Below are 20,726 nucleotides of genomic sequence, written 5' to 3'. Positions count from 1 at the left end.
AATATAGAACCAATGACTTTTTCTGAAGTCATCAGTCCTATATATTGTAGAGCCAAAAGATGAGGAGAAGCTCGTTTTTAGAAAGGGAATAATGACTATATTGCTCAGTATTTTACCGTGTGATTGGTGGGTTACTTTCAGTTTAGTAACCTAATTGAGGCTAGCAGTGATTTAGTCGATTATATAAATAATAAGAGATTCAAGCTTATCCCTAAAGCTAAGCTTGACCTCTTATTAACGCTTTTATTTGTTATAATCACTTAATGATGCACATTGATTATTCAGTAGAGATGGTGCTACCACCTGTAACTTTAATAATTTCTCCACTGATATAAGAAGAATCATTTGAAGCAAGAAAAACATAAGTCGGTGCAAGTTCAGCAGGCTGACCAGAACGTTCTAGTTGAGTATCTTGCCCAAAACTTTCGAGTCCACCTTCTAGTTGTCCACCATCTAATTGTAAAGGTGTCCATACTGGACCAGGTGCTACACCATTGACCCGAATGCCTTTTGGTGCAAAGTATCCAGATAATAGGGCAGTGAAAGTTGATATTGCACCGTTAGTAACGGCGTAATCAAAGAAAGAAACAGAAGGATTAAATGAATTCACGGAAGAAGTTGTAACGATTGTACTGCCAGGCTCTAGGTATTTTTCAGCTTCTTTCACTGATTCATACATACTGATAATATTTACTTGGAAGGTGTCTCTTACTTGTTGCATTGGTAGATCTTCAAGCTTCTCATGAGCAATTTGTTGCGCCGCATTTAAAACTAAAATATCTAGTGCACCAAAGGCCTTAACAGTTTCTGACACAATTTTAGCGCCATTTCCCTCTTCCTTAAAATCGTATGGTAATAAGAGTGCTTTACGACCTTCTTTTTCAATCAACTCTTTGACTTCCTCAGCGTCTGATTCTTCACCTGGTAAGAAATGGATGGCCACATTGGCACCTTCCCTTGCGAAAGCGATAGCTACCGCTCGACCAATACCTGAATCTCCTCCTGTAATTAGCGCATTACGACCGTTTAGTTTCCCTGAACCTTTATAAGTGTTTTCACCACAGTCAGGTACAGGTTTCATTTTATTTTGCAGAGCCGGTCCCTCTTGGTCTTGTTTAGGGAATCCGTCTTTATGATATAGTTCCTTTGGATTTTTTAAGTTAGACATACGAAATTCCTCCTACGTGACTTATTCTATATTAGTTATATTAATCACTATAACAACGCTATATTAGATTTGCAAATATTTACCATTATCTTACAAGGCCTTATACGATACCCTCTATTAATCTTCAATGTACATACAAAAGTTTTGTAAAAGGAAGATGCAATAAATAAAAGACACAGGGTATAGTTTAAGTATGAATAAGTCATTGAATCAATGAAAGGCAAAATGGTTGAAAGTTGTATACACTGACTAAAGGAAGAATTGTAGTAATAAGGAAGGTATAATTAAATAACCCATGACAAGACTTGGCGTCGGTGTCATGGGCTATTGGTTTATTTACAAGTAACTCGATGATTATTTATTTAAGAGGCTTGCAGCAGCACTATCTAGGTAAACGGCCACATTAGGATGTTCTTGTAACAGACTTGCAGGTACCTCTTCAGTCACAGGACCTTCAACCATATCCTTAACTGCTTGTGCTTTAGATTCACCAAAAGCGAGTAGTAAGATACGTTTAGATTGCAGGATAGACGCTAAGCCCATAGAGAAAGCTTTGGTTGGTACATCTTCTATAGAATCGAAGAAACGAGCGTTTGCTTGAATAGTACTTTCTGCTAAGTCTACTAATTGCGTTTTCGTATGGCGAGAAGAACCTGGCTCGTTGAAACCAATATGCGCATTTTGTCCAATACCTAGGATTTGTAAGTCAATTGGATGTTCATCTAGTAGTGCATTGTAGCGAGCAATTTCTGCCTCAACATCTGTTGCTAAACCGTTGGGGATAAAAGTTTCTTTGAAGGGTTTTTTACTGAAAAGATGTTTGTTCATAAAAGTGGCGTAACTTTGTGGATGATCAGCAGGTAAGCCAAAATACTCATCTAGGTTTACAGCAGTTGCGTTACTAAAGTCTAAGTCAGAAGATGTTAGATATTCATATAAGTATTCTGGTGTTGAACCCGTTGCAAAACCAAAAGTTGTTGCACCGTTGGCTAATGCCTGCTCAAATTCATGGAAAACCTCTTTAGATGCTTCTTTTGCGGTATCAAAAATCTTAATATCCATACATAATCCTCCTAAAAAGTGATTTTTTTGATCAATACATAATCTTTACTGTCAGTCTATCATAGAAAAATCGAAACCGGAACAAAGAAAAAGTGTCATGCTTAAGTGTGCCAAACTTACATACTGAAAATATTGTAACCGCTTCCGATTGCGGATAAGATTATAGATGAATTAAACAAAGGAGGAGAACGCTTATGTCGGAGAAAACAAAAGATTCAGGTTTAAAGGCATCAGTTCAAAAATTAGGTTCTTATTTATCTAGTATGGTTATGCCAAATATTGGGTCATTTATTGCTTGGGGGATTATTACAGCACTGTTCATTCCAGATGGGTGGATCCCAAATGAAGCATTAGCAAACTTAGTAGGTCCAATGCGTGACTATTTACTACCAATTTTAATCGGTTATACCGGTGGTTCCATGGTATATGGTCAACGTGGGGCTGTAACAGGTGCCATCGCCACAATGGGTGCGGTCGTAGGGGCATCAGAAATTGTAACTGGTCAAGCAACAGTGCCAATGTTTATTGGGGCAATGGTTTTAGGTCCTTTAGGTGGTTGGACCATCAAGAAATGTGATGAAAAATTCCAAGATAAAATCCCGTCAGGTTTTGAAATGTTGGTCAACAACTTTTCAATCGGGATTATCGGTTTCTTATTAGTATTAGTTGGTTTCTATGCAGTTGGGCCATTCGTTTCAGGGATGACAACAATCTTTGCAACAGGTGTAGACTGGATTATCCAAAGACGATTACTACCATTGGCTAATGTATTTATCGAGCCAGCCAAAATTCTATTTCTTAATAACGCATTGAACCATGGTATTTTAACGCCATTAGGGTCACAACAGGTCACAGAAACAGGTCGTTCAATTCTTTACCTATTAGAAGCCAACCCAGGACCTGGTCTAGGTATTCTACTAGCCTTTACCGTATTTGGAAAAGGGTCAGCAAGATCATCAGCGCCGGGTGCGATTATTATCCACTTCTTAGGTGGTATTCATGAAATCTATTTCCCATATGTGATGATGAAACCTTTATTATTCTTAGCAGTTATTGCTGGTGGGGTATCAGGTACATTAACTTTCCAACTATTAAACGCAGCCTTAACTGGTCCAGCATCACCAGGTTCAATCATTGCCATCCTTGGTATGACAGCACCAGGTGCATACATTGGTGTTATCGGTGGGGTATTAGTTGCAACACTTGTTTCATTCTTAGTAGCGGCACCAATTATTAAAATGGACCGTGAGCAAGACCAAGACAACTTTGAAGAAAGCCAAGCGGCGGCTAAAGCGGCAAAAGCAGATTCAAAGGGTCAATCAACTGAAGATACAAACGCTGGTTCAGCATCAGTAGAAGGTGAAATTCCATCACCAGAAGATATCAACGGCATTATTTTCGCATGTGACGCAGGTATGGGATCAAGTGCCATGGGTGCTTCTCTATTACGGAAAAAAGCGAAAAAATTAGGTTACGATATGTCGATTACCAATACAGCCATTTCTAAATTGGAAAATAAAGCGGGCGTCTTAGTTATCACACAAGAAGAGTTAACGGACCGTGCTAAACGGCAAGCGCCTTTAGCTGCTCACGTATCAGTAGGGAACTTCTTAGACGGTGACCGTTATGATGAAATTTTAAGTGAAATGCAGGCAGCATCTGAAGAAGAGGCGAGCCCAGAAGCACCGGAAAGTACGGCAACCACTACAAGAGGTGTTGTGCATACAGATGTACAGTTCATTCAAGTACCTTTCCATGAAGATAAACCGTCAGCTTCAGTCATGGCAGCATCTAACTTACGAATTGAATTGAAAAAAGCGGGCTCAGACCTTGTTGCTGAAGCAGTACCTTTTGCACAATTACAAAATAACCCGCAAACCTTGATTATCGTTGATGCAGAAACGGTTCAACCTGCTAAAGAAGTGGCACCGGAAGCACAATTTGAAGAAGTTTCGAAATTATATGAGCAAAACCAGTACAACAAGCTGTTAGATAAGGTAAATTAGTCATATCGAAACATGTAGAGTTTGACTAAGGAGCGATGGAAGTGTATTTTACAGAGCGAGAAAAGAGTATCTTGAATTTATTGCTGGATTATCCAAAAGGTGTGACCCAGAAAGACATTCAAGATGAACTCGATATAAGCAAACGCACAGTGTATCGTGAGATTAGCCATATTGAAGAGTCGCTCAGACAGTTGAGTTTGCGGTTAGACAAGCCAAGAAATGAAGGGTATTACTTAGTTGGTAGTGATGTGGATAAGGCGGCGTTGAGAAACCAACTCAATGCCTATCCTTATGGTGATTTATCCAAGGCCCAACGACAAAATGCCATTGCCTTAATGGTCTTGTCGGGTCAAGGGATTAGCACAGTTGAAGCCATGGCCTATGATTTTTCCGTCAGTGTACGAACGCTCAATACGGATATGGCTAATGTGAAAGCCAGTTTGAATGAATATGATATTCAAATTGAAAGTTCTAGTCATGCTAGCTTGAAGGTAAAGGGTGAAGAGACGGTTATCCGGCAATTAATTGTCAATTTATTGGATTACAATATCAAGGAAATTGATTTCTTTCTCTATTTCAACCAAATGACTGAACAAGGGCAACTGCCCCATTCAGAGGATGGCTTTTTCATCCAGTTGATCCCGGGTGAGATATATGAAATTGCCCATCAGATATTTAAGTCGGAATTGATTCACCATAAGTTGTCCAATTTACCAGATAACCAATTGAAGACGATTATCCTGAGTTTTGTGGTGAATATTTTCCGTATCCAACAAGGGCATAGTATTCATAGTGAAATCCTAGCTAAAGACCAGTCGAGTCATTTTATCCGCTTGTCTCATCAAATGTATGAGATTATTGCAAAAGAAATGAAGTTGGCCATTGATTTCAATGAACGCCACATGTTTGCGCGTCAGTTGGAAGGGATGAATTTCAACCGGCCACAAAATATCTTCTCCAACAACTTTGATACGGAATTGTCCTATCGAGTGGCAGAGTTGACTAGAAACATTTCGACCAAAACAGGTTACGATTTTAGGCAGGACAACCGCTTGTTTGAAGACTTATTGACCCATTTAAATGCGGCCTTAAAACGTTTAGACCAAGCGATTACCAGTGATGATATAATCTTAGATAAAATGATTGCAGGGTACCCTAACTTACATGAAGCGGTGGACCTATCATTGAAAGAGGTATTTCCAGATGTCACCTTTACTAAGGAAGAGATGGCTTATATTATTATCCATTACGCCTCATCTATTGAGCGCCAACCGATCTCCCGAAACTTGAAGATTGTCATCCTAAGTGCCGGCGGGTTCGGTACCAGCAAAATCTTGGAGAGCCGTTTTTCCAATAAGATTCCGGAAGTGAAGCAAGTAGATATTGTGAAGGTTTCGCAGATGTCCAAGGTGAATTATGACCAGTATGATTTGATTTTATCGACTAGTTTCCTTGCAGGCTTTAATTATCCATATCAAGTGATTTCGCCCTTACTTTTGGATGATGAGATTATGGGGATTCGGCAAGAAATTAAACACTTATCGCAGTCAAAAGAGCGTACTCATGCGAGTCAACAGGCAAATGGGTCAGCGGACATGCAGTTTGAACGACTTTATCAATTGGTCAACGCGGCCAATAAGATTCTCGAGAAATTTGATATTCACCAAGTTCAATCTAAGGAAACAGTAGAAGCTAGTTTGTTAGAAATCATCCAGGGATTATCTGACCAAGTGGTGGAGGATCCTGACCAAGTGACGAAACGAGTGATTGAGCGCTATCTAGAAGCGCCTATTGGGATTCCGCATTCAAATATTGCCTTATTCCACTCGACCAACCCACAAGTCAAGGAAGCCTTCTTCTCCATATATGAATTAGACCGATCGTTTGAAATATTGGGTATGGACCGGACGACTATTGAATTGAAAAGAATTTTGTTATTATTAGCCCCAGAACCATTATCTAGGGAAAATGAACTATTGCTGGGTAAGATATCCTCTTCTATCATTGATAATGATTTGAACACGGAAATCTATAAAAGTGGGACAAAGGCCATTGTATTACAATTATTGAGTGCATTGTTTGTAGAAGAAACCACAACATTTGAATAAAGGATGAGTCAAAAAGGGTGCGAGCGAACCCGACTAGGGTGCGAACTCAATACTGGGTGAGCACAAGGGAACCGAGTCTGGACTTTACAGTTCAGCTCAAGCAAAAGAAGGATGTGATTGAATGGAATTGAAAAAAGAGTTAATTCAGTTGGATAATACATTTACTACAAAAGAGGAAGCCATTCGCGCTGCCGGGCAATTATTGGTACAAGATGGTGCGGTAGATGCTGAGTATGTAGAGGGGATGATCGAACGTGAGGGCATTGTGTCTACATACATGGGCAACTTTGTCGCTATCCCACATGGTACAGACGATAGTAAAAACCACGTCAACCATACGGCAATTTCTTTTGTGCAAGTGCCAAAGGGTGTTAACTTCTCTGACGACGGTAAAGAAGAGAAATTAGCTATAGCTATTTTTGGAATTGCTGGCGTCGGTGATGATCACTTAGACCTGTTGTCTAAAATTGCAGTCTACTGTTCAGATGTGGCAAACGTTGTCCGTCTAGGAGATGCTAAAACGGCTGAAGAAGTTATTGATATGTTGAAGGAGGTTGAAGCGTAAATGAAAGCTGTACATTTTGGTGCTGGTAATATTGGTCGTGGATTTATAGGTGAAATCTTACATAAGAATGGGTTCGACATTACCTTTGTCGATATCAACGAAACGTTAATCGATGCCTTAAACGACCGTGATAGTTACGAAATTGAATACGCTGATGATGCACATCAACGCTTAACTGTTTCTGGTTTTAGGGGTATAAATAACGGGAAAGATCCCGAAGCGGTGTCTCAAGCCGTAGCTGAAGCTGATATTGTGACCACTGCCATCGGACCCAATATCCTACCTTACATTGCTGAATTAATTGCTAACGGCATTAAATTACGTCGGAAGAATGGCGATATACGCCAAATGGATATTATCGCCTGCGAAAACATGATTGGTGGGACGGATTTCTTAAATGAGAAAGTGTCAGCTTATTTCGATGAGGCTGATCGTATCTACGTTGACCAACATATTGGTTTCCCCAATGCAGCAGTTGACCGTATTGTCCCAATGCAAAGTCATGAAGATCCTTTGTTTGTATCCGTTGAACCTTTCAGTGAATGGGTAATTGACCAAACAAATGTGAAAGGGGCACAAATTAAGCTAGAGGGCGTATTATACGTTGAAGATTTACTTCCTTATATTGAACGCAAATTATTCTCTGTGAATACCGGGCATGCCACAACAGCCTATACCGGTAAACACTTTGGATATGAAACAATTGACCAGGCCTTAGAAGACGACATTGTCTTACAACAATTACAAGCAGTGTTAGCAGAAACTGGTGCCTTATTAGTTGAAAAATGGGGCTTTGACCAAGAAGTACACGCAGCTTATGCCAACAAAATTGTAGGCCGTTTCCAAAACAGCCACATTTCAGACGCTATTACACGTGTTGCCCGTACACCAATTCGTAAATTGGGTTACGACGAACGCTTTATCCGTCCAATTCGTGAGGCAAAAGAACGTGGTCTAGCTTATGACGCTTTACTTGGAACTGTCGCATACATCTTTGAATACAATGACGCAGACGATGAACAAAGCCAAGAACTACAAAAAATGTTAGCCAACCAACCACTTGACCAAGTTATCCAAATGGTCACTGGTCTTGAAGATACAGACTTAGTAGCTGAAATTGCTAGTAAAATTAAATCATAACCCAGGTGGTTTAGTTCGAAATAACCGTGTTAAATAGGAAGGATTGCAATGTCAAATTGCGATCCTTTTTTCAGTGGCTTTTGATAGTTATAACCGTTCAAAAGATAACGAAAATCGATATATTCAACTCATTGATATGAAGGAGATTAAAAGGTAAAGTGGCTATAACTCATTTGCAGAGCCCTCATAATTTTTATCAGAAAGGACGGTGGCATATGGTTGATTTTCAACCTTCAAACATTTTTCAATCCTTGCCAAGTCAGTATTTCTCAAGTTTAACAGCAGCGATTTCAGATCTTAAGAGTCGCTATGACGACGTGATCGATTTAGCGGTTGGGACGCCAGATTTACCGGCACCACAAGCCCTGAAGGAGGCCTTACGGACGGCTATTGATAACCCGAAATATGACCGGTATGGCCCGTATCGCGGGGAGGCCCTGCTAAAGGAAGCGGTGGCCAAGTTTTACCACCATCAATTTGGGGTAGACATTGATCCAACAACAGAAGTGGCCCTATTCCTTGGGTCTAAAGAGGCCATTATGAAAGTGAGTCAGGTCTTAGTCAATAAGGGGGACGGAATTTTACTACCCAATCCTACCTATCCAGACTATATGTCGGCCGTTGGTTTAACACAAGCGGATACGATTTTTATGGACCTACTGGAGGAAAATAGTTATCTGGTTGATTTTGACCAGATTGCCAAAGGGGACCGCGACCGTGCTAAGGTCATGTACCTGAATTACCCCAACAATCCAACGGGCGCGGTAGCCACGCCAGCATTTTTTGAGGACACGGTGGCTGTAGCCAATGACAACAAGATTTTCGTGGTTCATGACTTTGCTTACGCTCCATATGTTTTTGACCAGGCGGCCCCCCTATCATTTCTTGAAACCCCGGGTGCTAAGGCAGTTGGTCTTGAACTATTTTCCCTTTCCAAACTTTATAATATTCCAGGTTGGCGAGTCGCGTTCGCAGTTGGTAACCCGCAAGTAGTCGGCTATCTGAACAGCTTGCAGGACCATACGACAGTTGGCATGTACGGGGCTATCCAGGAAGCCGTCGCAACTTTATTAGCGGACGAAGCCCAAGACTTTACCGACAAAATGAAAGCCACCTATCAAGCTAGACGGGACGCGGTCATTCGGAAATTTGACCAAGAAGGCATTCAAGTGACACCATCCAAAGGGACCATTTACCAATGGATGCAGACGCCAAAAGGGGTGGATGCAGAAACTTTTGCCCGCGCAATTGCTGAAGACGGCCATGTGGGGGTGGCCCCGGGTAATGGTTTTGGTACTGCAGGACAGGGTTATATCCGAATTGGCTTAATTGCTGATACAGCCATTTTGCAAGAAGCGGCTAGACGGATTGCCCGCGTGTATAAACAATTTTAATACTACTTATCAAACAGAGGAGAATGACTATGAAGACATGGCCTAAAGGGTTATTGACGGTAGTTGGGACGACAACCTTATTACTAGGAGCTTGTGGCAACCAAGCGAGCGAATCAGCAAGTACAGACGCAGAAGCAACTGAAGAGTCGGGGTTATTAGAAGATGGCGTTTTAACGGTTGGGTGACAGCTGGTCCCCACGAGGAAATTTTTGAATTGGTGAAGGAAAAGGCAGCTGAAGATGGCTTAGAAATTGAAATTGTCATCTTCAATGATTACGTCACGCCAAATACGGCCTTAGCTGAGGGTGAATTAGATTTGAACTCTATTCAAACAGGTCCTTATTTAGAAACCGTTATCGAAGATACTGGCTATGAATTAACCAAAGGCTTTGAAAATATCACCATTCCAATGGGGATTTACTCGGAACAATACGACACTGTCGATGAATTGCAAGAAGGCGACACCATTGCTGTGCCAAACACGCCATCTCAAGAAGGTCGAGCGCTTTTAGTGCTTGAGCGAGCTGGCGTGATTACCTTACCTGAAGGATTAGGCATTGCCGCTACTGTAGATGATATTGAAGAAAATCCATTGAATTTAAACTTTATTACTGGTGACCCAGCTCAATTTATCGCCCAATTACCGGATGTTGCAGCAGCGGGCATCAACTCAAACTACATCCTAGATGCAGGCTTATCAGCTGAAGAATTAGCCATTGCCATGGAAGATCCAGAAGATACCACTTGGGTAAACTGGGTTGTATCGCGAACTGAAGACGCAGAAGATCCCATCATCGCGCAACTGGAAGAATACTACAAGACAGACGAAGTGAAGACCTTTATTGAAGAAACCTTCAAAGGTGCAGTAGTCGCTTCTTGGTAAGAAGCACAGCCGTTTTTATTCGACATTCAGTGATTTTTAGCTTATTCTTTACTTATAAGTATTGGAAGAATCCAATGTTGAAGGAGCGATAAATATGCGACAAATTGCGATCCAATTATGTTTCAATGACCAGGCTGGAGAAGCGGTCAAATTCTATACGAGTGTCTTTGACCAAAGTGAGATAACACGAGAGATCCGTTATCCGATGCCAAACGTGGAATCTGTTGCTTACGATTTTACAATCGAAAATCAAACATTCTCAGCTTTCAATGGAGGAACCGATTTTAAAATGAACCCCTCATTCTCCTTGATGATATCGTTAGATACTGCCGAAGAAGTAGACGCTTTATACACTGAATTGGCAAAAGGTGGAAAAGACTTGATGCCTTTGGACTCTTATCCGTTTAGCGACCGCTATGCTTGGGTAGAAGATCAATTTGGTTTATCATGGCAAATTATGCTAGCACCTGATGTGCCAGCTAACCATAAGGTCCGCGTGTCTTTGTTGTTCGCTGGGCAGTATTGTGGCCAAGCGGAACAAGCTTTAAAAGATTACGCAACGATTTTCCAGAAGGGTGAACCAGGACAGATTAACTATTACCAAGAGGGCGAGGCCCAAGACGACCGCGCTAGAGTGAATTACGCCGAGTTAAACGTTGGCGACCAACAATTGGTCTTTATGGACCATGGTTTTGGTAGTGATGAAGAGTTTTCTGAAGCAATCTCCTTCCTAATCGTTGCTGGTGCCCAATCAGAAGTAGATTATTACTGGGAAAAATTATCAGCAGATGAAAAAGCTGAGTCTATGGGTTGGTTGAAAGACAGTCATGGTATTTCTTGGCAAGTAGTGCCACAAGCCTATTTGCAAATTATGGAAACGGCCACTGAAGAACAAAAGAAACGTGTACTAGATGTATTATTTAAAATGAAAAAAATGGATGTAGCCCGTTTAGAAAATGCCAAATTTGGTATCGGCTAACAAGTCATTTGGCAGTGAAATATATGTCTATTGTGGCATGGTCTTTTTGATTACAAGGGGTTTTATTTTGGTTTAAGGATATTTCGATTATAATATATATAGAAATACAATTTAGAAAGGGGTCTTTCTATGGAATTAGGATTATCAGGAAAGGTAGCGATTATTACAGGGGCTAGCCGTGGAATCGGATTTGAGACGGCTAAGTCATTAGCAAACGAGGGGGCTGACGTAACAATCGTTGCCCGTCGTGAGGATCGTCTCGTAGAAGCTCAAAGAGCTATTCAAGAAATTACAGGCCGCAAAGTCCACTATGTCGTTGGGGACGTAACTGTCGAAGAAGATGCTAAAAGAGTAGTTACTGAGACAATCGATCAATTTGGTCGTATTAATATTTTAATTAACAATGCAGGTGGATCATCAGCCCAAAGTTTCGATGCGGTGGATAATGCTGAATGGCAGCGAGACTTGAATATTAAATTATTTGGGGTAGTGAATTTTACCCGTGAAGTATTGCCATATTTTAAGAAACAAAACTCAGGTGCTATCGTGAATTTAACCGCTATAGCTGGTAAAACACCTCCAGCTAATTCATTACCAACGTCAACTAGCCGTGCTGCTGGTCTTGGCTTAACAAAGGAATTAAGTAAAGAATTAGGTCAATATAATATTCGTGTGAATGCTGTTTCTATTGGTTTAGTGCGTAGTGAACAAATCGAAAAACGTTGGCAAGATAACGCTGCTGATCAAACTTGGGAAGAATTTTCTAAAAGTCAATCAGCCAATACACCTTTAGGTCGTATTGGTGAAACGGTGGAAGCTGCTAATGCCATTACTTTCTTAGTATCTGATGCAGCTTCTTATATTTCAGGTGTGGCACTCAATATTGATGGTGGTGCGGCTTCAGTCATGTAAATATGTTTTGCGGGTAAAGAGCTTTGTAGAAGAGGATGTTGAAATACATGAAGAATGTATATAGTATCAATATTATCAAACAAGCGTATAATGTGGATGATGGAAGTCCGCGTCATTCCTATGAAAACCAGATCTTACTTTATCATCTGGATGAAGACATGCCAAAAGAAGAATTGATTCGTTTTATAAAAGAGGATAATTTGGAAGAACCTTATGAAGTGGTTGAAGGCACTTCAATCCAATGGGCAGTTGCTAAAGTGGTTGATATTTTTGAAGTTTTAGGACTTGAAGGCCAATTTGATGAAGGCCAAGAGGTTTATAGTAGATTTTTCCCGGATGACTATGATTTAGCGGTTATTTTAGAAAAGTATTTCCCAGATTATGTGTTTGAGGATGCAAGAGAATAAACATCTAGGTTGATTGTTAGTGAAATAGACTAAAAAAGGAAAAGGTTAAACCTTTTCCTTTTTGCGTCCAAATAGAATCTGTAAGTCAATGCTAATACCAGTTAATGCCATAGCTTCTATCAATTGATGCTCATTCGCATGCCACATTAACGGTGTCATTTGAATTAAATCGCGTACCTGCTCTTTATTTAATGGTCGATATTGTTGGTAGTGGCTTTTACCAAAGTCACTGAAGGTTGCTTTGAATTTAGAGATGGATGCAGAAGCGTCTTGTTTTTGTTCATCCACTGGTAGAATGATTTCCCGTAATTCTTTTAAATAGTTAGGGCCAGGTACAATTTTTAGGGCCCAACCTTGGTCTGAAAGTGCTCGGTTCAGTTCAGCGTAGTTAGAGGGTGAAAGGATGGTAAGCGCACCCTCTACTTGTCCATCTTTAAAGGGTAATTTACTTAAATCAGCAACCACCCAAAGGGCGTTGGTGTAGTGTTTGGCAGCGGAAAGGATACCATCTTTAGCTAAGTCTAAGCCTAGGAATTGTGGCATTTGATCTTGATTGTCGGCCACATTTGCCTGCCAAATTTGCGCTAGTTGGTGGAGGTGGCTACCTTCTCCAGTGCCTAAGTCAATTAGGTTGCTAACTTGCGACAAGTCTACCCCTTTTTCAGTTAATAGGTCTAAGATTTGTTGGTAAACACCGGCGTATAGATTTGCGTCTTGCATGATTCGTTGGCGAGCAGTGAATAGGTCGCTGTTGTAGTGTGCTTCTTGGTGATTAGGTGCAAGGTTAATATAACCTTGTTTAGCGATATCAAAGCTGTGATTGTGATCGCAACGGACTTGATTATGGCTAAAAGAAAGATTGCTTTTGCAGATAGGGCAGGTCATGCGTGTAGCCCAGTAATTAAATTTTTGAATTGCTTGTGTTCGTTTTGATTCCATAGGTCACCTTTTTGAATTTGTCATAGTTCTCACTTTTATTATAGCATGTTAGAATAGACTTATTAATGATGATCCATATGTTTAATGCTAGCTATCTTTTTGTTCATGCTAGCTTTTCATAATGGTTTGAGAAGTGAGGGAATATGCGAAATAGAAATAAAAGATGGCTATATAGTGGATTTATAGCTAGTGTGATGAGCCTCTTGCATGTGATGCTGGAAATGTGGTTCCCAAATCCTAGTTTTCAAGCGATCCTTGGGGATGGTTTGGCGGTTCAACAGGGGTTCTATTATCCAGCTTTATTCGTAATTTATTTAGTGATTTATACGTTCATGACATATGCGTATTATTTGGTTGACTTTCGTTTGCCAGGAACGAAAGGGGCAAAAGTAACGCTTTATGTCATCTCCGAATTGTTGATTTTCTTAGTTTACGGGGCTGAACCCTTGCCACATTTAGTGGAGATGGACTGGGTAATCAATCCGATTAAAGCAATTTTGATTTTTATGATACAAGGTCAGCTGATTTACCGGTTAATGGCTCGCCAACGGTTGATGTATAAACCAAAACCCTTTTTCTATACGAGAGGTTTACATGTCTATATACTGGTTTTTGCGATTATGAGGCTAGTAGCTTATCTAGGCCTAGATATTTATGGAGCGGATGATGGGCAGTTACCAGTAGCTATTCTTTGGGCCGGTATTATGGGGCTTGCGATTGGCTTATCTTTTGGAGCAGTACAGCGGTTTATTGTACGTCAAAATCAGATTGGGAAGACCAACCAATTTGCCCTACAATTTTTTGCTTGGATTGCAGTAGCCAATTATGCCATGATGTATCTACGTTATGATGTCGGCATTTTTGACTTACTCGCTCGTCTGGGCCTGGATATTGCAGCTGTTTGGATTGCGACCTTTATCGTTCTTCATTGGCAAATCAATGAACGAACACCTGTATATCCATTAGACACAAATTCACAATTATAAGTAATTATTGGCTGGGGTCCTGTTGCCCTAGCCTTTTTCTTTTACAAAGGCTGTTTTCTAAAAGATTGTTGCTATAATATAATGAATGTTACAGTATTCTATAAAAAACGAAGGTGATACGATGGATAAACATTTATTTCTTTTTGGAGGCGGTCCTCCATTCACATTAAATATGACAAAACAGTTTGTAATAAAAGCATCAACAACAAATGCTCCCGTCTCAATTTTATTTATAGAAAGGGACGGTTGGGAACAATATATGCCCAAATATACACAAGCATTGGAGGAATTAGGATTAAATGAATTCTATTATTTACCCCTTCCTTCAACACCTATTGAAAAGGTTATAACTTGTTTAAAAAATAGTTCAGGACTCATTATTGGCGGAGGGAATACGAATTTATATGCTGACTACATTGTTGAGACCGCTATTTCTTACACCATAAAAGAAATCTATGAACTAGGTAACCCTATTGCTGGGTTTTCGGCAGGTGCTTTAATAAGTCCTGAACACTGTATTATTTCTCCTAAAGATAACGAACAAAACGAATTTCAATACAGAAGGGGATTGGGTTTAATATCTGATGTATTGATTGCTGTACACTTTTCACAATGGAATGATGAAACTCATTTAAGAAACGCAGTCAATAAATTTAATAACCAAATAAATTATGGTATAGATGAAAACACTTGTGTTTACCTTCTAAACGGATATCTTGAATCTATTGAAGGTTGTGGTGTTTATAGTGTAGAAAATGACATCATAAGAAAAATAAATTAAAAGCATTATTTAGCTGTACATATTCATTAATTGTACGGTTCTTTTTAGTTCGTATCATCTTTAAGCAGTTTTTCTAGTATCATCAATTGTGGTAAAATTCATCCCTTGACAAGAACCGAGAAGCATTTCTTTCACGCGTTCTTGAAACGGAAACTTTTTATTAAGTTCAAGAAACCGATGCAAAAAAAGGTAGTTATCAAGATATTTAGTTGACACACCTTGAAATCTATCCATCCATTTCTTCAAGCGTTTGTTATACCCGCTGACGTGTTGAATATGATAGATTCCTTTTCTTTTATACACTTTTTTACTTACATTGATAACTTCGTGTTGAAGATCTTTCATAGTTGCAAACTTCTTATAATTCGTAGCTGTATCTGAGCATAACAAAGCAGAGGTGTCAATATGACTTCCTAACACCTTGTCTAATTCAACGGGTGTAATTCGACCTTTACTAGCCATCTGTGATAAGATTTATCCGTTTCTATCGTGTGCAACTACTACGCATATCTGCTCCTTAGAGATACCACGTTTTCGGCTACACCACCACGTTTGCGGGGAAGTTCTATGTGAAATAATCTTTTTACCTTTATTGCGCTCCAAAAAGAAAGTTTCATCACTTTCAATGATGCCTTTTAAAGTTTTATGTCCAAGAGAACGGATTGAGTTTAAGATTTTGTGTCTCCAATAGAAAACAGTAGATATTTGTATTTCAAGAGCTTCTGAAATTTTAGGCAATGTGTAACCTTCAACCATCATTTCAAAGTATTTAATCCACTTGTGAGGATACTTTGTTCCTGATAATGGGCTTCCAGTCATATCGTTAAAGGATTTTCCACAATCCTTACAGAGATACCTTCGGCGTGAACGATATTTGCCATTCTGCTTAACAGACATACTTCCACAATGAATACACGCTAATCCTTCAGAAAAGCGTGTCTCTCGAAGCTCACTGACTAATTGTGATTTGTAAGATTTTGGTTCAGAAAATAAATCATTCTTTATAGCATTAAAGAATTGAAGTTGTTCTTACTTTGATAGGTCTGAAAAGTCTCGGTACATATTTATCCACATCTTTGTAAGCCCTCCGTACAATCAATTATTCTATTATATAGTATGTCTCCCTGAGCAACAATCTATACGAAAACAGCCTTTACAAAAAAAACCGCTAATAAGCTGCGGGCAATAAGGTTATATTATGCTTCTTGTTCTTCTGCGTATACTTGGTCTAAAACTTGTTGGAATACTTCAACGGGTTGGGCACCTTGTACAGCGTATTTATTATTAAATACAAAGAATGGTACACCTTGGACGCCAACTTCACCGGCATGGAAGATGTCAGCTGTGGCTTCAGCTTTGAATTCATCTTCGCTGGCTAAAATCTCACGGACTTTATCGCCGTCTAAACCAATAGATTCAGACAAGCGAATAATAGTGTCTTCATCGCTGATTAAAGCACCTTGTTCAAAATATGCAGTATAGAATGCTTTGAAGTATTCGTCATCTTTGCCTTGTGTTTTCGCATATTGGAATACACGGTGGGCTGGCATGGTATCTGCCATTTTCATAATATCAAAATTGAAGTTTAAGCCAGTAGCAGCTGCCATCTGTTTGACTTGGTCGTTCATTTGTTTCGCTTCTTCAGGTGTAGTGCCTTTTAAATCAGCAAATGATTCGTAGAAGTTCTTATTTGGATCATGTTTTGCACCAGGCATTAATTCAAATGATTTGTGCTCAATTGTAATCTCATCAGCGTGGGCAAAGTTCTCCATTGCGCGTTCTAAATGTACTTGCCCAATGTAGCAGAAGGGACATACAAAGTCAGACCAAATTGTAATTTCCATGTAGATAAATCGCTCCCTTATAGTGGTTTATTTATTATCGTCGCTTGATTTGTCGTTTTCAGATTCGTTTTTTCGCTCATCTTGATTGTTATCCTTATCTCCATCACCGTCAATATTAACGATAGAGGCAAATAAGTCTTCTAACTCAGTAGATTTACGGCTTTCGATACCCATGGTAACGCTCCTCTCTACAATTTACTTATAGTAAGTATTATAAGCATGTCTATCCAGGAATGCAAAGACTAGTATCTATGGTGAAGGGGATTGCTTATACTAGGACAGGTGCTTAAATTTTCGCCTTTATTAGCGATAACAAAAAGGTCAAAGGAAATGTAGACATTTCCTTTGACCTCATCTTATATATAAAATTACTGTTAAAATCTAGTATTCATAACCGTGTGGGTTATCGAATAAATCTAGACCCTTCAAGTCTTCCACATTTTGTGAACCTGTTAATTGCATAACACGTGTTAAGTCTTTTTGGAAGTAGTCAAGTACTGAGTAAGCACCTTGCCAACCACCTAAAGCTAAACCAAATAAGACTGGGCGACCTAAAGCAACAACATCTGCACCTGAAGCTAGCGCTTTGGCAACGTGTTCACCACGACGTACACCTGAATCAAAGACGATTGGTACGCGTTTGTTGACACGTTCTGCAATAGCTGGAAGGGTGTCAAATGAACCTGGAGCTTCATATAGTTGACGAGCACCGTGGTTAGATACCCAGATACCTGATGCACCTGCTTTGATTGCCATATCTGCATCTTCAGGGTGTTGAATACCTTTAACAAATACTGGTAATCCAGAATGAGCGGCAATTTCCTCAATATCTCTTGGTGAGATTTTTTGTTTTGACGCACCGTAGATATTGTTTAATGACATACCTTCTGCTGTACCACGTAAGTAACGTTGAACGATTGGCATACCAAATGGATAAACAAATTTATTCTTCACATCACGGTCACGGTTACCAGAAACAGTTGAGTCAGCTGTAAGGATAATAGCAGTTGCACCATCACCTTTTGCTTCATCTAGGATGTCACGGTTTTGTTGGTCATCTTTAGCCATGTAAATTTGGAACCAACGAGGTCCACCATTTAAGCCTTCAGAAATTTCTTCAAATGTTGCACCAGAATAAGCTGAGATGGACATGATTGTACCAAACTCTGAAACTGCACGTGCAGTACCTGCTTCTTTAGTAGCGTGGGCTAAACCATGCGCTGCAATTGGCGCCATGATGAATGGGGCTTTAATTTTATGACCTAAAATTTCAGTACTTGTATCGGGCGCTTCAACATCTTGCGCTAGACGTGGGTATAGTAATTTATGTTTCCAGGCACGGTCATTAGCACGTTTCGTCCACTCATCACCAGATGCACCGGCAATATAGTTAAAACCACCATGTGGTACAACTTTACTTGCTTCTTCTTCTAAGTCGTAAGTATTGACAACATCAATGTACTTCACTTCACTAGGTGCATTATATTCTATGTCGTTGTTATTCATTATATTCTCTCCTCCTAAATGTATAAAATATAGCATGACAAATCTATCAACATTCCTATTTTAGCGCTTATTATGTTAAAAGGGAATGGTTTGTAAATCGTTTTAAAATCAACTTATGTAAAGTATCCTTAAAAATCCTTGAACTGTTGCGTTTTTATCAGTATTCAAAGGAATTTGGTATCAAGTTGAATGGAAAAAGTATACAAAAATGTTTCTAAAAAGTAAAAAAAAGACCAGAGAACCTGGTCTTTAGGTATAGCTAATAATATTTGTCTAATGATTTAGATCATAGCCAAGATGATGAAATTAGCTAAGAACAAGAATGAAGCCGCCCATAAGATTGGGTGGATTTCTTTTGTTTTCCCTAGTGCTACCTTCACGATGCAGTAAGTGATGAAACCTGCTGCAATCCCATATGAGATTGAATAAGCATAAGCCATAAATACAGAAGCGAAGAAGGCAGGAATTGCAACCTCTAAGCTAGTCCAATCAATCTCACGAATAGCAGACATCATCATGATACCAACGATGATTAAGGCCGGTGCAGTTGCTGCACTTGGTACTAAACCAACGAATGGTGAAATGAAAGCACATAGGAAGAAGGCGATGGCAACGAATACTGAAGTTAAACCAGTACGACCACCTAATGAGATACCAACAGTTGATTCAGCATATACAGTTGTATTTGAAGTACCGAAGACCGCACCTAATGAGGTACCAACAACGTCACCGAATAGCGCTTTGTCTAATTTAGTATTCATCACACTTGATTGGTCCATGTTGTCGATGTCTTCTTTAGTGAAGATACCTGATGCTCGTCCAGTTCCAATGAAGGTACCGATTGTATCGAATACGTCAGATAATGAGAAGGCAAAGATTGTCATGATCACTAATGGATAACGAGATGGATCAGAGAAAAGTGAAAGTAAGCCTTCTTGACCAAAAGCAGCTCCGAAAGTTACACCTAGGTCTTGGAAGGCTGCGCCTAAACCAGATTGGTCGAAGTTAACAGTGGCTAAAGCAGCGGGGTTTAAGATAACGTAGACAGCTGAAACAGCAACGATTCCGATTAATATTGCACCTTTTACATTTTTCAATAATAAAATAATGGTCAAGATTAAACCGAATAAAGCTAATAATGAGGTTTGATCTGTAAAAGTTGAAATCGCTGGAAGTGTTGAACCGGTTGAGTTGATTGTAGCTAAGCCACCTTCAAAAACAGATTGAGAGGCATCAAATGGTTGGCCGTTAACAGCTGTGATGTTTGCTGCTTCAGTTGTAAAGTTGATGAAACCAGCATTTTTAACACCAATATAAGCAACGAACAAACCAACACCCGCACCGATTGCGTGTTGTAAAGATTCAGGAATTGCTTTAATAATTAATTGACGGAATTTAGTGACTGTGATGAAGATGTTGAATAAACCACAGATAAATACCATTGCCAATGCTTCTTGCCAAGTAAAGCCTAGCGAGAAAACTACTGTATAAGTAAAGAAAGCATTTAATCCCATACCTGGTGCCAATGCGTAAGGTACGTTAGCAAATAATCCGATAAACAATGTCGCTAAAGCTGATGAAATAATGGTTGCTAAGAAGACACCTTGGTAAGGCATACCTGTTTGAGATAGGATCGCAGGGTTAACAAAAATGATGTAACTCATCGCGAAGAAGGTTGATAAACCGGCAATCAATTCAGTTGAGAAGTTTGACCCATTTTCCTTCAATTGGAAAAATTCCTCTAATTTTTTCACTTTTCTTGCTCCTTTTAATGAATTTAATTAACTACTTCTATCATTATAAAGCCTCATTTGAAAAAATCAATACTAAACACGAATATTTGTATAATTAATTTTTCTATTGTTCGCAAAAATGAGCATTATCTTATAGTTGATAGCTATTTCCATGGTAGAAAGTGGGTGATTTGAATTTTCTATACTGGTAAAAACCGTTTTTAATGATAGAAAGAATTATTATGGTGAGGAATCTGAGTTACGTGTGCTAAAATGAAGGTAAGAAAAAAAGAGTCTCATTTAACTATAGGAG

The 20,726-nt window shown here is 39.5% G+C and carries 19 protein-coding genes and 1 pseudogene; 12 read left to right on the top strand and 8 right to left on the bottom strand.

Annotated features, from left to right (window positions below; all coding sequences use genetic code 11):
- Positions 1 to 277: 277 nt before the first annotated feature.
- On the bottom strand, positions 278 to 1,168 hold the full coding sequence (locus B2V22_RS03080) for an SDR family oxidoreductase (RefSeq protein ID WP_290490490.1): 891 nt from the start codon (positions 1,166 to 1,168) through the stop codon (positions 278 to 280).
- Positions 1,169 to 1,522: 354 nt separating this feature from the next.
- Positions 1,523 to 2,230, bottom strand: coding sequence for a glucosamine-6-phosphate deaminase (locus B2V22_RS03075; protein WP_290490488.1), 708 nt, complete (start codon positions 2,228 to 2,230; stop codon positions 1,523 to 1,525).
- Between the two features lie 194 nt (positions 2,231 to 2,424).
- Between B2V22_RS03075 and B2V22_RS03070 the strand changes: the two genes are divergently transcribed.
- The 10 genes from B2V22_RS03070 to B2V22_RS03025 all read left to right on the top strand — a co-directional run bounded on the left by B2V22_RS03070 (position 2,425) and on the right by B2V22_RS03025 (position 12,624).
- Positions 2,425 to 4,236, top strand: a complete 1,812-nt coding sequence (locus tag B2V22_RS03070; protein WP_290490486.1) for a PTS mannitol transporter subunit IICB — start codon at positions 2,425 to 2,427, stop codon at positions 4,234 to 4,236.
- Between the two features lie 35 nt (positions 4,237 to 4,271).
- Positions 4,272 to 6,344 (top strand): BglG family transcription antiterminator, encoded by a 2,073-nt coding sequence (locus tag B2V22_RS03065; RefSeq protein ID WP_290490485.1) that lies wholly within the window; start codon positions 4,272 to 4,274, stop codon positions 6,342 to 6,344.
- A 121-nt stretch (positions 6,345 to 6,465) separates the two neighbouring features.
- Positions 6,466 to 6,909: a PTS sugar transporter subunit IIA gene (locus B2V22_RS03060; protein WP_290490483.1), complete on the top strand. Its 444-nt coding sequence runs from the start codon at positions 6,466 to 6,468 to the stop codon at positions 6,907 to 6,909.
- The gene (locus B2V22_RS03055; RefSeq protein WP_290490481.1) at positions 6,910 to 8,049 is read left to right on the top strand and encodes a mannitol-1-phosphate 5-dehydrogenase; all 1,140 of its coding nucleotides are present in this window, start codon (positions 6,910 to 6,912) and stop codon (positions 8,047 to 8,049) included.
- Positions 8,050 to 8,264: 215 nt separating this feature from the next.
- Positions 8,265 to 9,443: an aminotransferase class I/II-fold pyridoxal phosphate-dependent enzyme gene (locus B2V22_RS03050; protein WP_290490479.1), complete on the top strand. Its 1,179-nt coding sequence runs from the start codon at positions 8,265 to 8,267 to the stop codon at positions 9,441 to 9,443.
- Positions 9,444 to 9,472: 29 nt separating this feature from the next.
- A complete protein-coding gene (locus tag B2V22_RS03045; protein WP_290490477.1) occupies positions 9,473 to 9,628 on the top strand; it encodes a hypothetical protein in 156 nt (51 codons plus the stop codon).
- A 32-nt stretch (positions 9,629 to 9,660) separates the two neighbouring features.
- Positions 9,661 to 10,326 carry a MetQ/NlpA family ABC transporter substrate-binding protein gene (locus B2V22_RS03040; protein WP_290490499.1) on the top strand — a complete coding sequence of 222 codons (666 nt, stop codon included), beginning with the start codon at positions 9,661 to 9,663 and terminating at the stop codon, positions 10,324 to 10,326.
- Between the two features lie 94 nt (positions 10,327 to 10,420).
- Entirely contained in the window at positions 10,421 to 11,305 is an 885-nt protein-coding gene (locus B2V22_RS03035; protein ID WP_290490476.1) for a VOC family protein, read from the top strand.
- 129 nt (positions 11,306 to 11,434) lie between these two features.
- A complete protein-coding gene (locus tag B2V22_RS03030) occupies positions 11,435 to 12,217 on the top strand; it encodes an SDR family NAD(P)-dependent oxidoreductase (protein ID WP_290490474.1) in 783 nt (260 codons plus the stop codon).
- A 47-nt stretch (positions 12,218 to 12,264) separates the two neighbouring features.
- Entirely contained in the window at positions 12,265 to 12,624 is a 360-nt protein-coding gene (locus tag B2V22_RS03025; RefSeq protein WP_290490472.1) for a hypothetical protein, read from the top strand.
- A 45-nt stretch (positions 12,625 to 12,669) separates the two neighbouring features.
- Here the strand turns inward: B2V22_RS03025 and B2V22_RS03020 are convergent, their stop codons facing one another.
- Positions 12,670 to 13,563: a putative RNA methyltransferase gene (locus tag B2V22_RS03020; protein WP_290490471.1), complete on the bottom strand. Its 894-nt coding sequence runs from the start codon at positions 13,561 to 13,563 to the stop codon at positions 12,670 to 12,672.
- A 212-nt stretch (positions 13,564 to 13,775) separates the two neighbouring features.
- On the opposite strand from B2V22_RS03020, the gene B2V22_RS03015 reads away from it, so the two are divergent.
- Both B2V22_RS03015 and B2V22_RS03010 read left to right on the top strand, forming a co-directional pair.
- On the top strand, positions 13,776 to 14,549 hold the full coding sequence (locus B2V22_RS03015) for a hypothetical protein (protein WP_290490497.1): 774 nt from the start codon (positions 13,776 to 13,778) through the stop codon (positions 14,547 to 14,549).
- Positions 14,550 to 14,670: 121 nt separating this feature from the next.
- Positions 14,671 to 15,330 (top strand): Type 1 glutamine amidotransferase-like domain-containing protein, encoded by a 660-nt coding sequence (locus tag B2V22_RS03010; protein ID WP_290490469.1) that lies wholly within the window; start codon positions 14,671 to 14,673, stop codon positions 15,328 to 15,330.
- A gap of 60 nt (positions 15,331 to 15,390) precedes the next feature.
- On the opposite strand, the pseudogene B2V22_RS03005 reads toward B2V22_RS03010, so the two are convergent.
- From B2V22_RS03005 to B2V22_RS02985, 5 genes and pseudogenes are all read right to left on the bottom strand, one after another.
- Positions 15,391 to 16,404: pseudogene (locus B2V22_RS03005) on the bottom strand (IS1595 family transposase).
- Positions 16,405 to 16,526: 122 nt separating this feature from the next.
- A complete protein-coding gene (locus B2V22_RS03000; protein WP_290490467.1) occupies positions 16,527 to 17,174 on the bottom strand; it encodes a DsbA family oxidoreductase in 648 nt (215 codons plus the stop codon).
- A gap of 27 nt (positions 17,175 to 17,201) precedes the next feature.
- Positions 17,202 to 17,348, bottom strand: coding sequence for a hypothetical protein (locus B2V22_RS02995; RefSeq protein WP_290490465.1), 147 nt, complete (start codon positions 17,346 to 17,348; stop codon positions 17,202 to 17,204).
- A 207-nt stretch (positions 17,349 to 17,555) separates the two neighbouring features.
- Entirely contained in the window at positions 17,556 to 18,680 is a 1,125-nt protein-coding gene (lctO, locus tag B2V22_RS02990; RefSeq protein ID WP_290490464.1) for an L-lactate oxidase, read from the bottom strand.
- A gap of 281 nt (positions 18,681 to 18,961) precedes the next feature.
- Positions 18,962 to 20,434 (bottom strand): NCS2 family permease, encoded by a 1,473-nt coding sequence (locus B2V22_RS02985; RefSeq protein ID WP_290490462.1) that lies wholly within the window; start codon positions 20,432 to 20,434, stop codon positions 18,962 to 18,964.
- Between the last annotated feature and the right edge of the window lie 292 nt (positions 20,435 to 20,726).

It is taken from the genome of Aerococcus sp. UBA6277, from assembly GCF_002440555.1.
Lineage (GTDB): Bacteria > Bacillota > Bacilli > Lactobacillales > Aerococcaceae > Aerococcus.
This window is presented reverse-complemented; position numbering and strand designations above follow the sequence as displayed.

Excerpts from the sequence above, each read along its gene's own strand:
- B2V22_RS03050 (WP_290490479.1), top strand. The coding sequence starts at position 8,265 with ATGGTTGATTTTCAACCTTCAAACATTTTTCAATCCTTGCCAAGTCAG.
- B2V22_RS03015 (WP_290490497.1), top strand. The coding sequence starts at position 13,776 with ATGCTGGAAATGTGGTTCCCAAATCCTAGTTTTCAAGCGATCCTTGGG.
- B2V22_RS03075 (WP_290490488.1), bottom strand. The coding sequence starts at position 2,230 with ATGGATATTAAGATTTTTGATACCGCAAAAGAAGCATCTAAAGAGGTT.
- B2V22_RS03020 (WP_290490471.1), bottom strand. The coding sequence starts at position 13,563 with ATGGAATCAAAACGAACACAAGCAATTCAAAAATTTAATTACTGGGCT.
- B2V22_RS03030 (WP_290490474.1), top strand. The coding sequence starts at position 11,435 with ATGGAATTAGGATTATCAGGAAAGGTAGCGATTATTACAGGGGCTAGC.
- B2V22_RS03060 (WP_290490483.1), top strand. The coding sequence starts at position 6,466 with ATGGAATTGAAAAAAGAGTTAATTCAGTTGGATAATACATTTACTACA.
- B2V22_RS03025 (WP_290490472.1), top strand. The coding sequence starts at position 12,265 with ATGAAGAATGTATATAGTATCAATATTATCAAACAAGCGTATAATGTG.
- B2V22_RS03065 (WP_290490485.1), top strand. The coding sequence starts at position 4,272 with ATGGAAGTGTATTTTACAGAGCGAGAAAAGAGTATCTTGAATTTATTG.
- B2V22_RS03055 (WP_290490481.1), top strand. The coding sequence starts at position 6,910 with ATGAAAGCTGTACATTTTGGTGCTGGTAATATTGGTCGTGGATTTATA.
- B2V22_RS03070 (WP_290490486.1), top strand. The coding sequence starts at position 2,425 with ATGTCGGAGAAAACAAAAGATTCAGGTTTAAAGGCATCAGTTCAAAAA.
- B2V22_RS03000 (WP_290490467.1), bottom strand. The coding sequence starts at position 17,174 with ATGGAAATTACAATTTGGTCTGACTTTGTATGTCCCTTCTGCTACATT.
- B2V22_RS03035 (WP_290490476.1), top strand. The coding sequence starts at position 10,421 with ATGCGACAAATTGCGATCCAATTATGTTTCAATGACCAGGCTGGAGAA.
- B2V22_RS03010 (WP_290490469.1), top strand. The coding sequence starts at position 14,671 with ATGGATAAACATTTATTTCTTTTTGGAGGCGGTCCTCCATTCACATTA.
- B2V22_RS03045 (WP_290490477.1), top strand. The coding sequence starts at position 9,473 with ATGAAGACATGGCCTAAAGGGTTATTGACGGTAGTTGGGACGACAACC.
- B2V22_RS03080 (WP_290490490.1), bottom strand. The coding sequence starts at position 1,168 with ATGTCTAACTTAAAAAATCCAAAGGAACTATATCATAAAGACGGATTC.
- B2V22_RS02995 (WP_290490465.1), bottom strand. The coding sequence starts at position 17,348 with ATGGGTATCGAAAGCCGTAAATCTACTGAGTTAGAAGACTTATTTGCC.
- lctO (WP_290490464.1), bottom strand. The coding sequence starts at position 18,680 with ATGAATAACAACGACATAGAATATAATGCACCTAGTGAAGTGAAGTAC.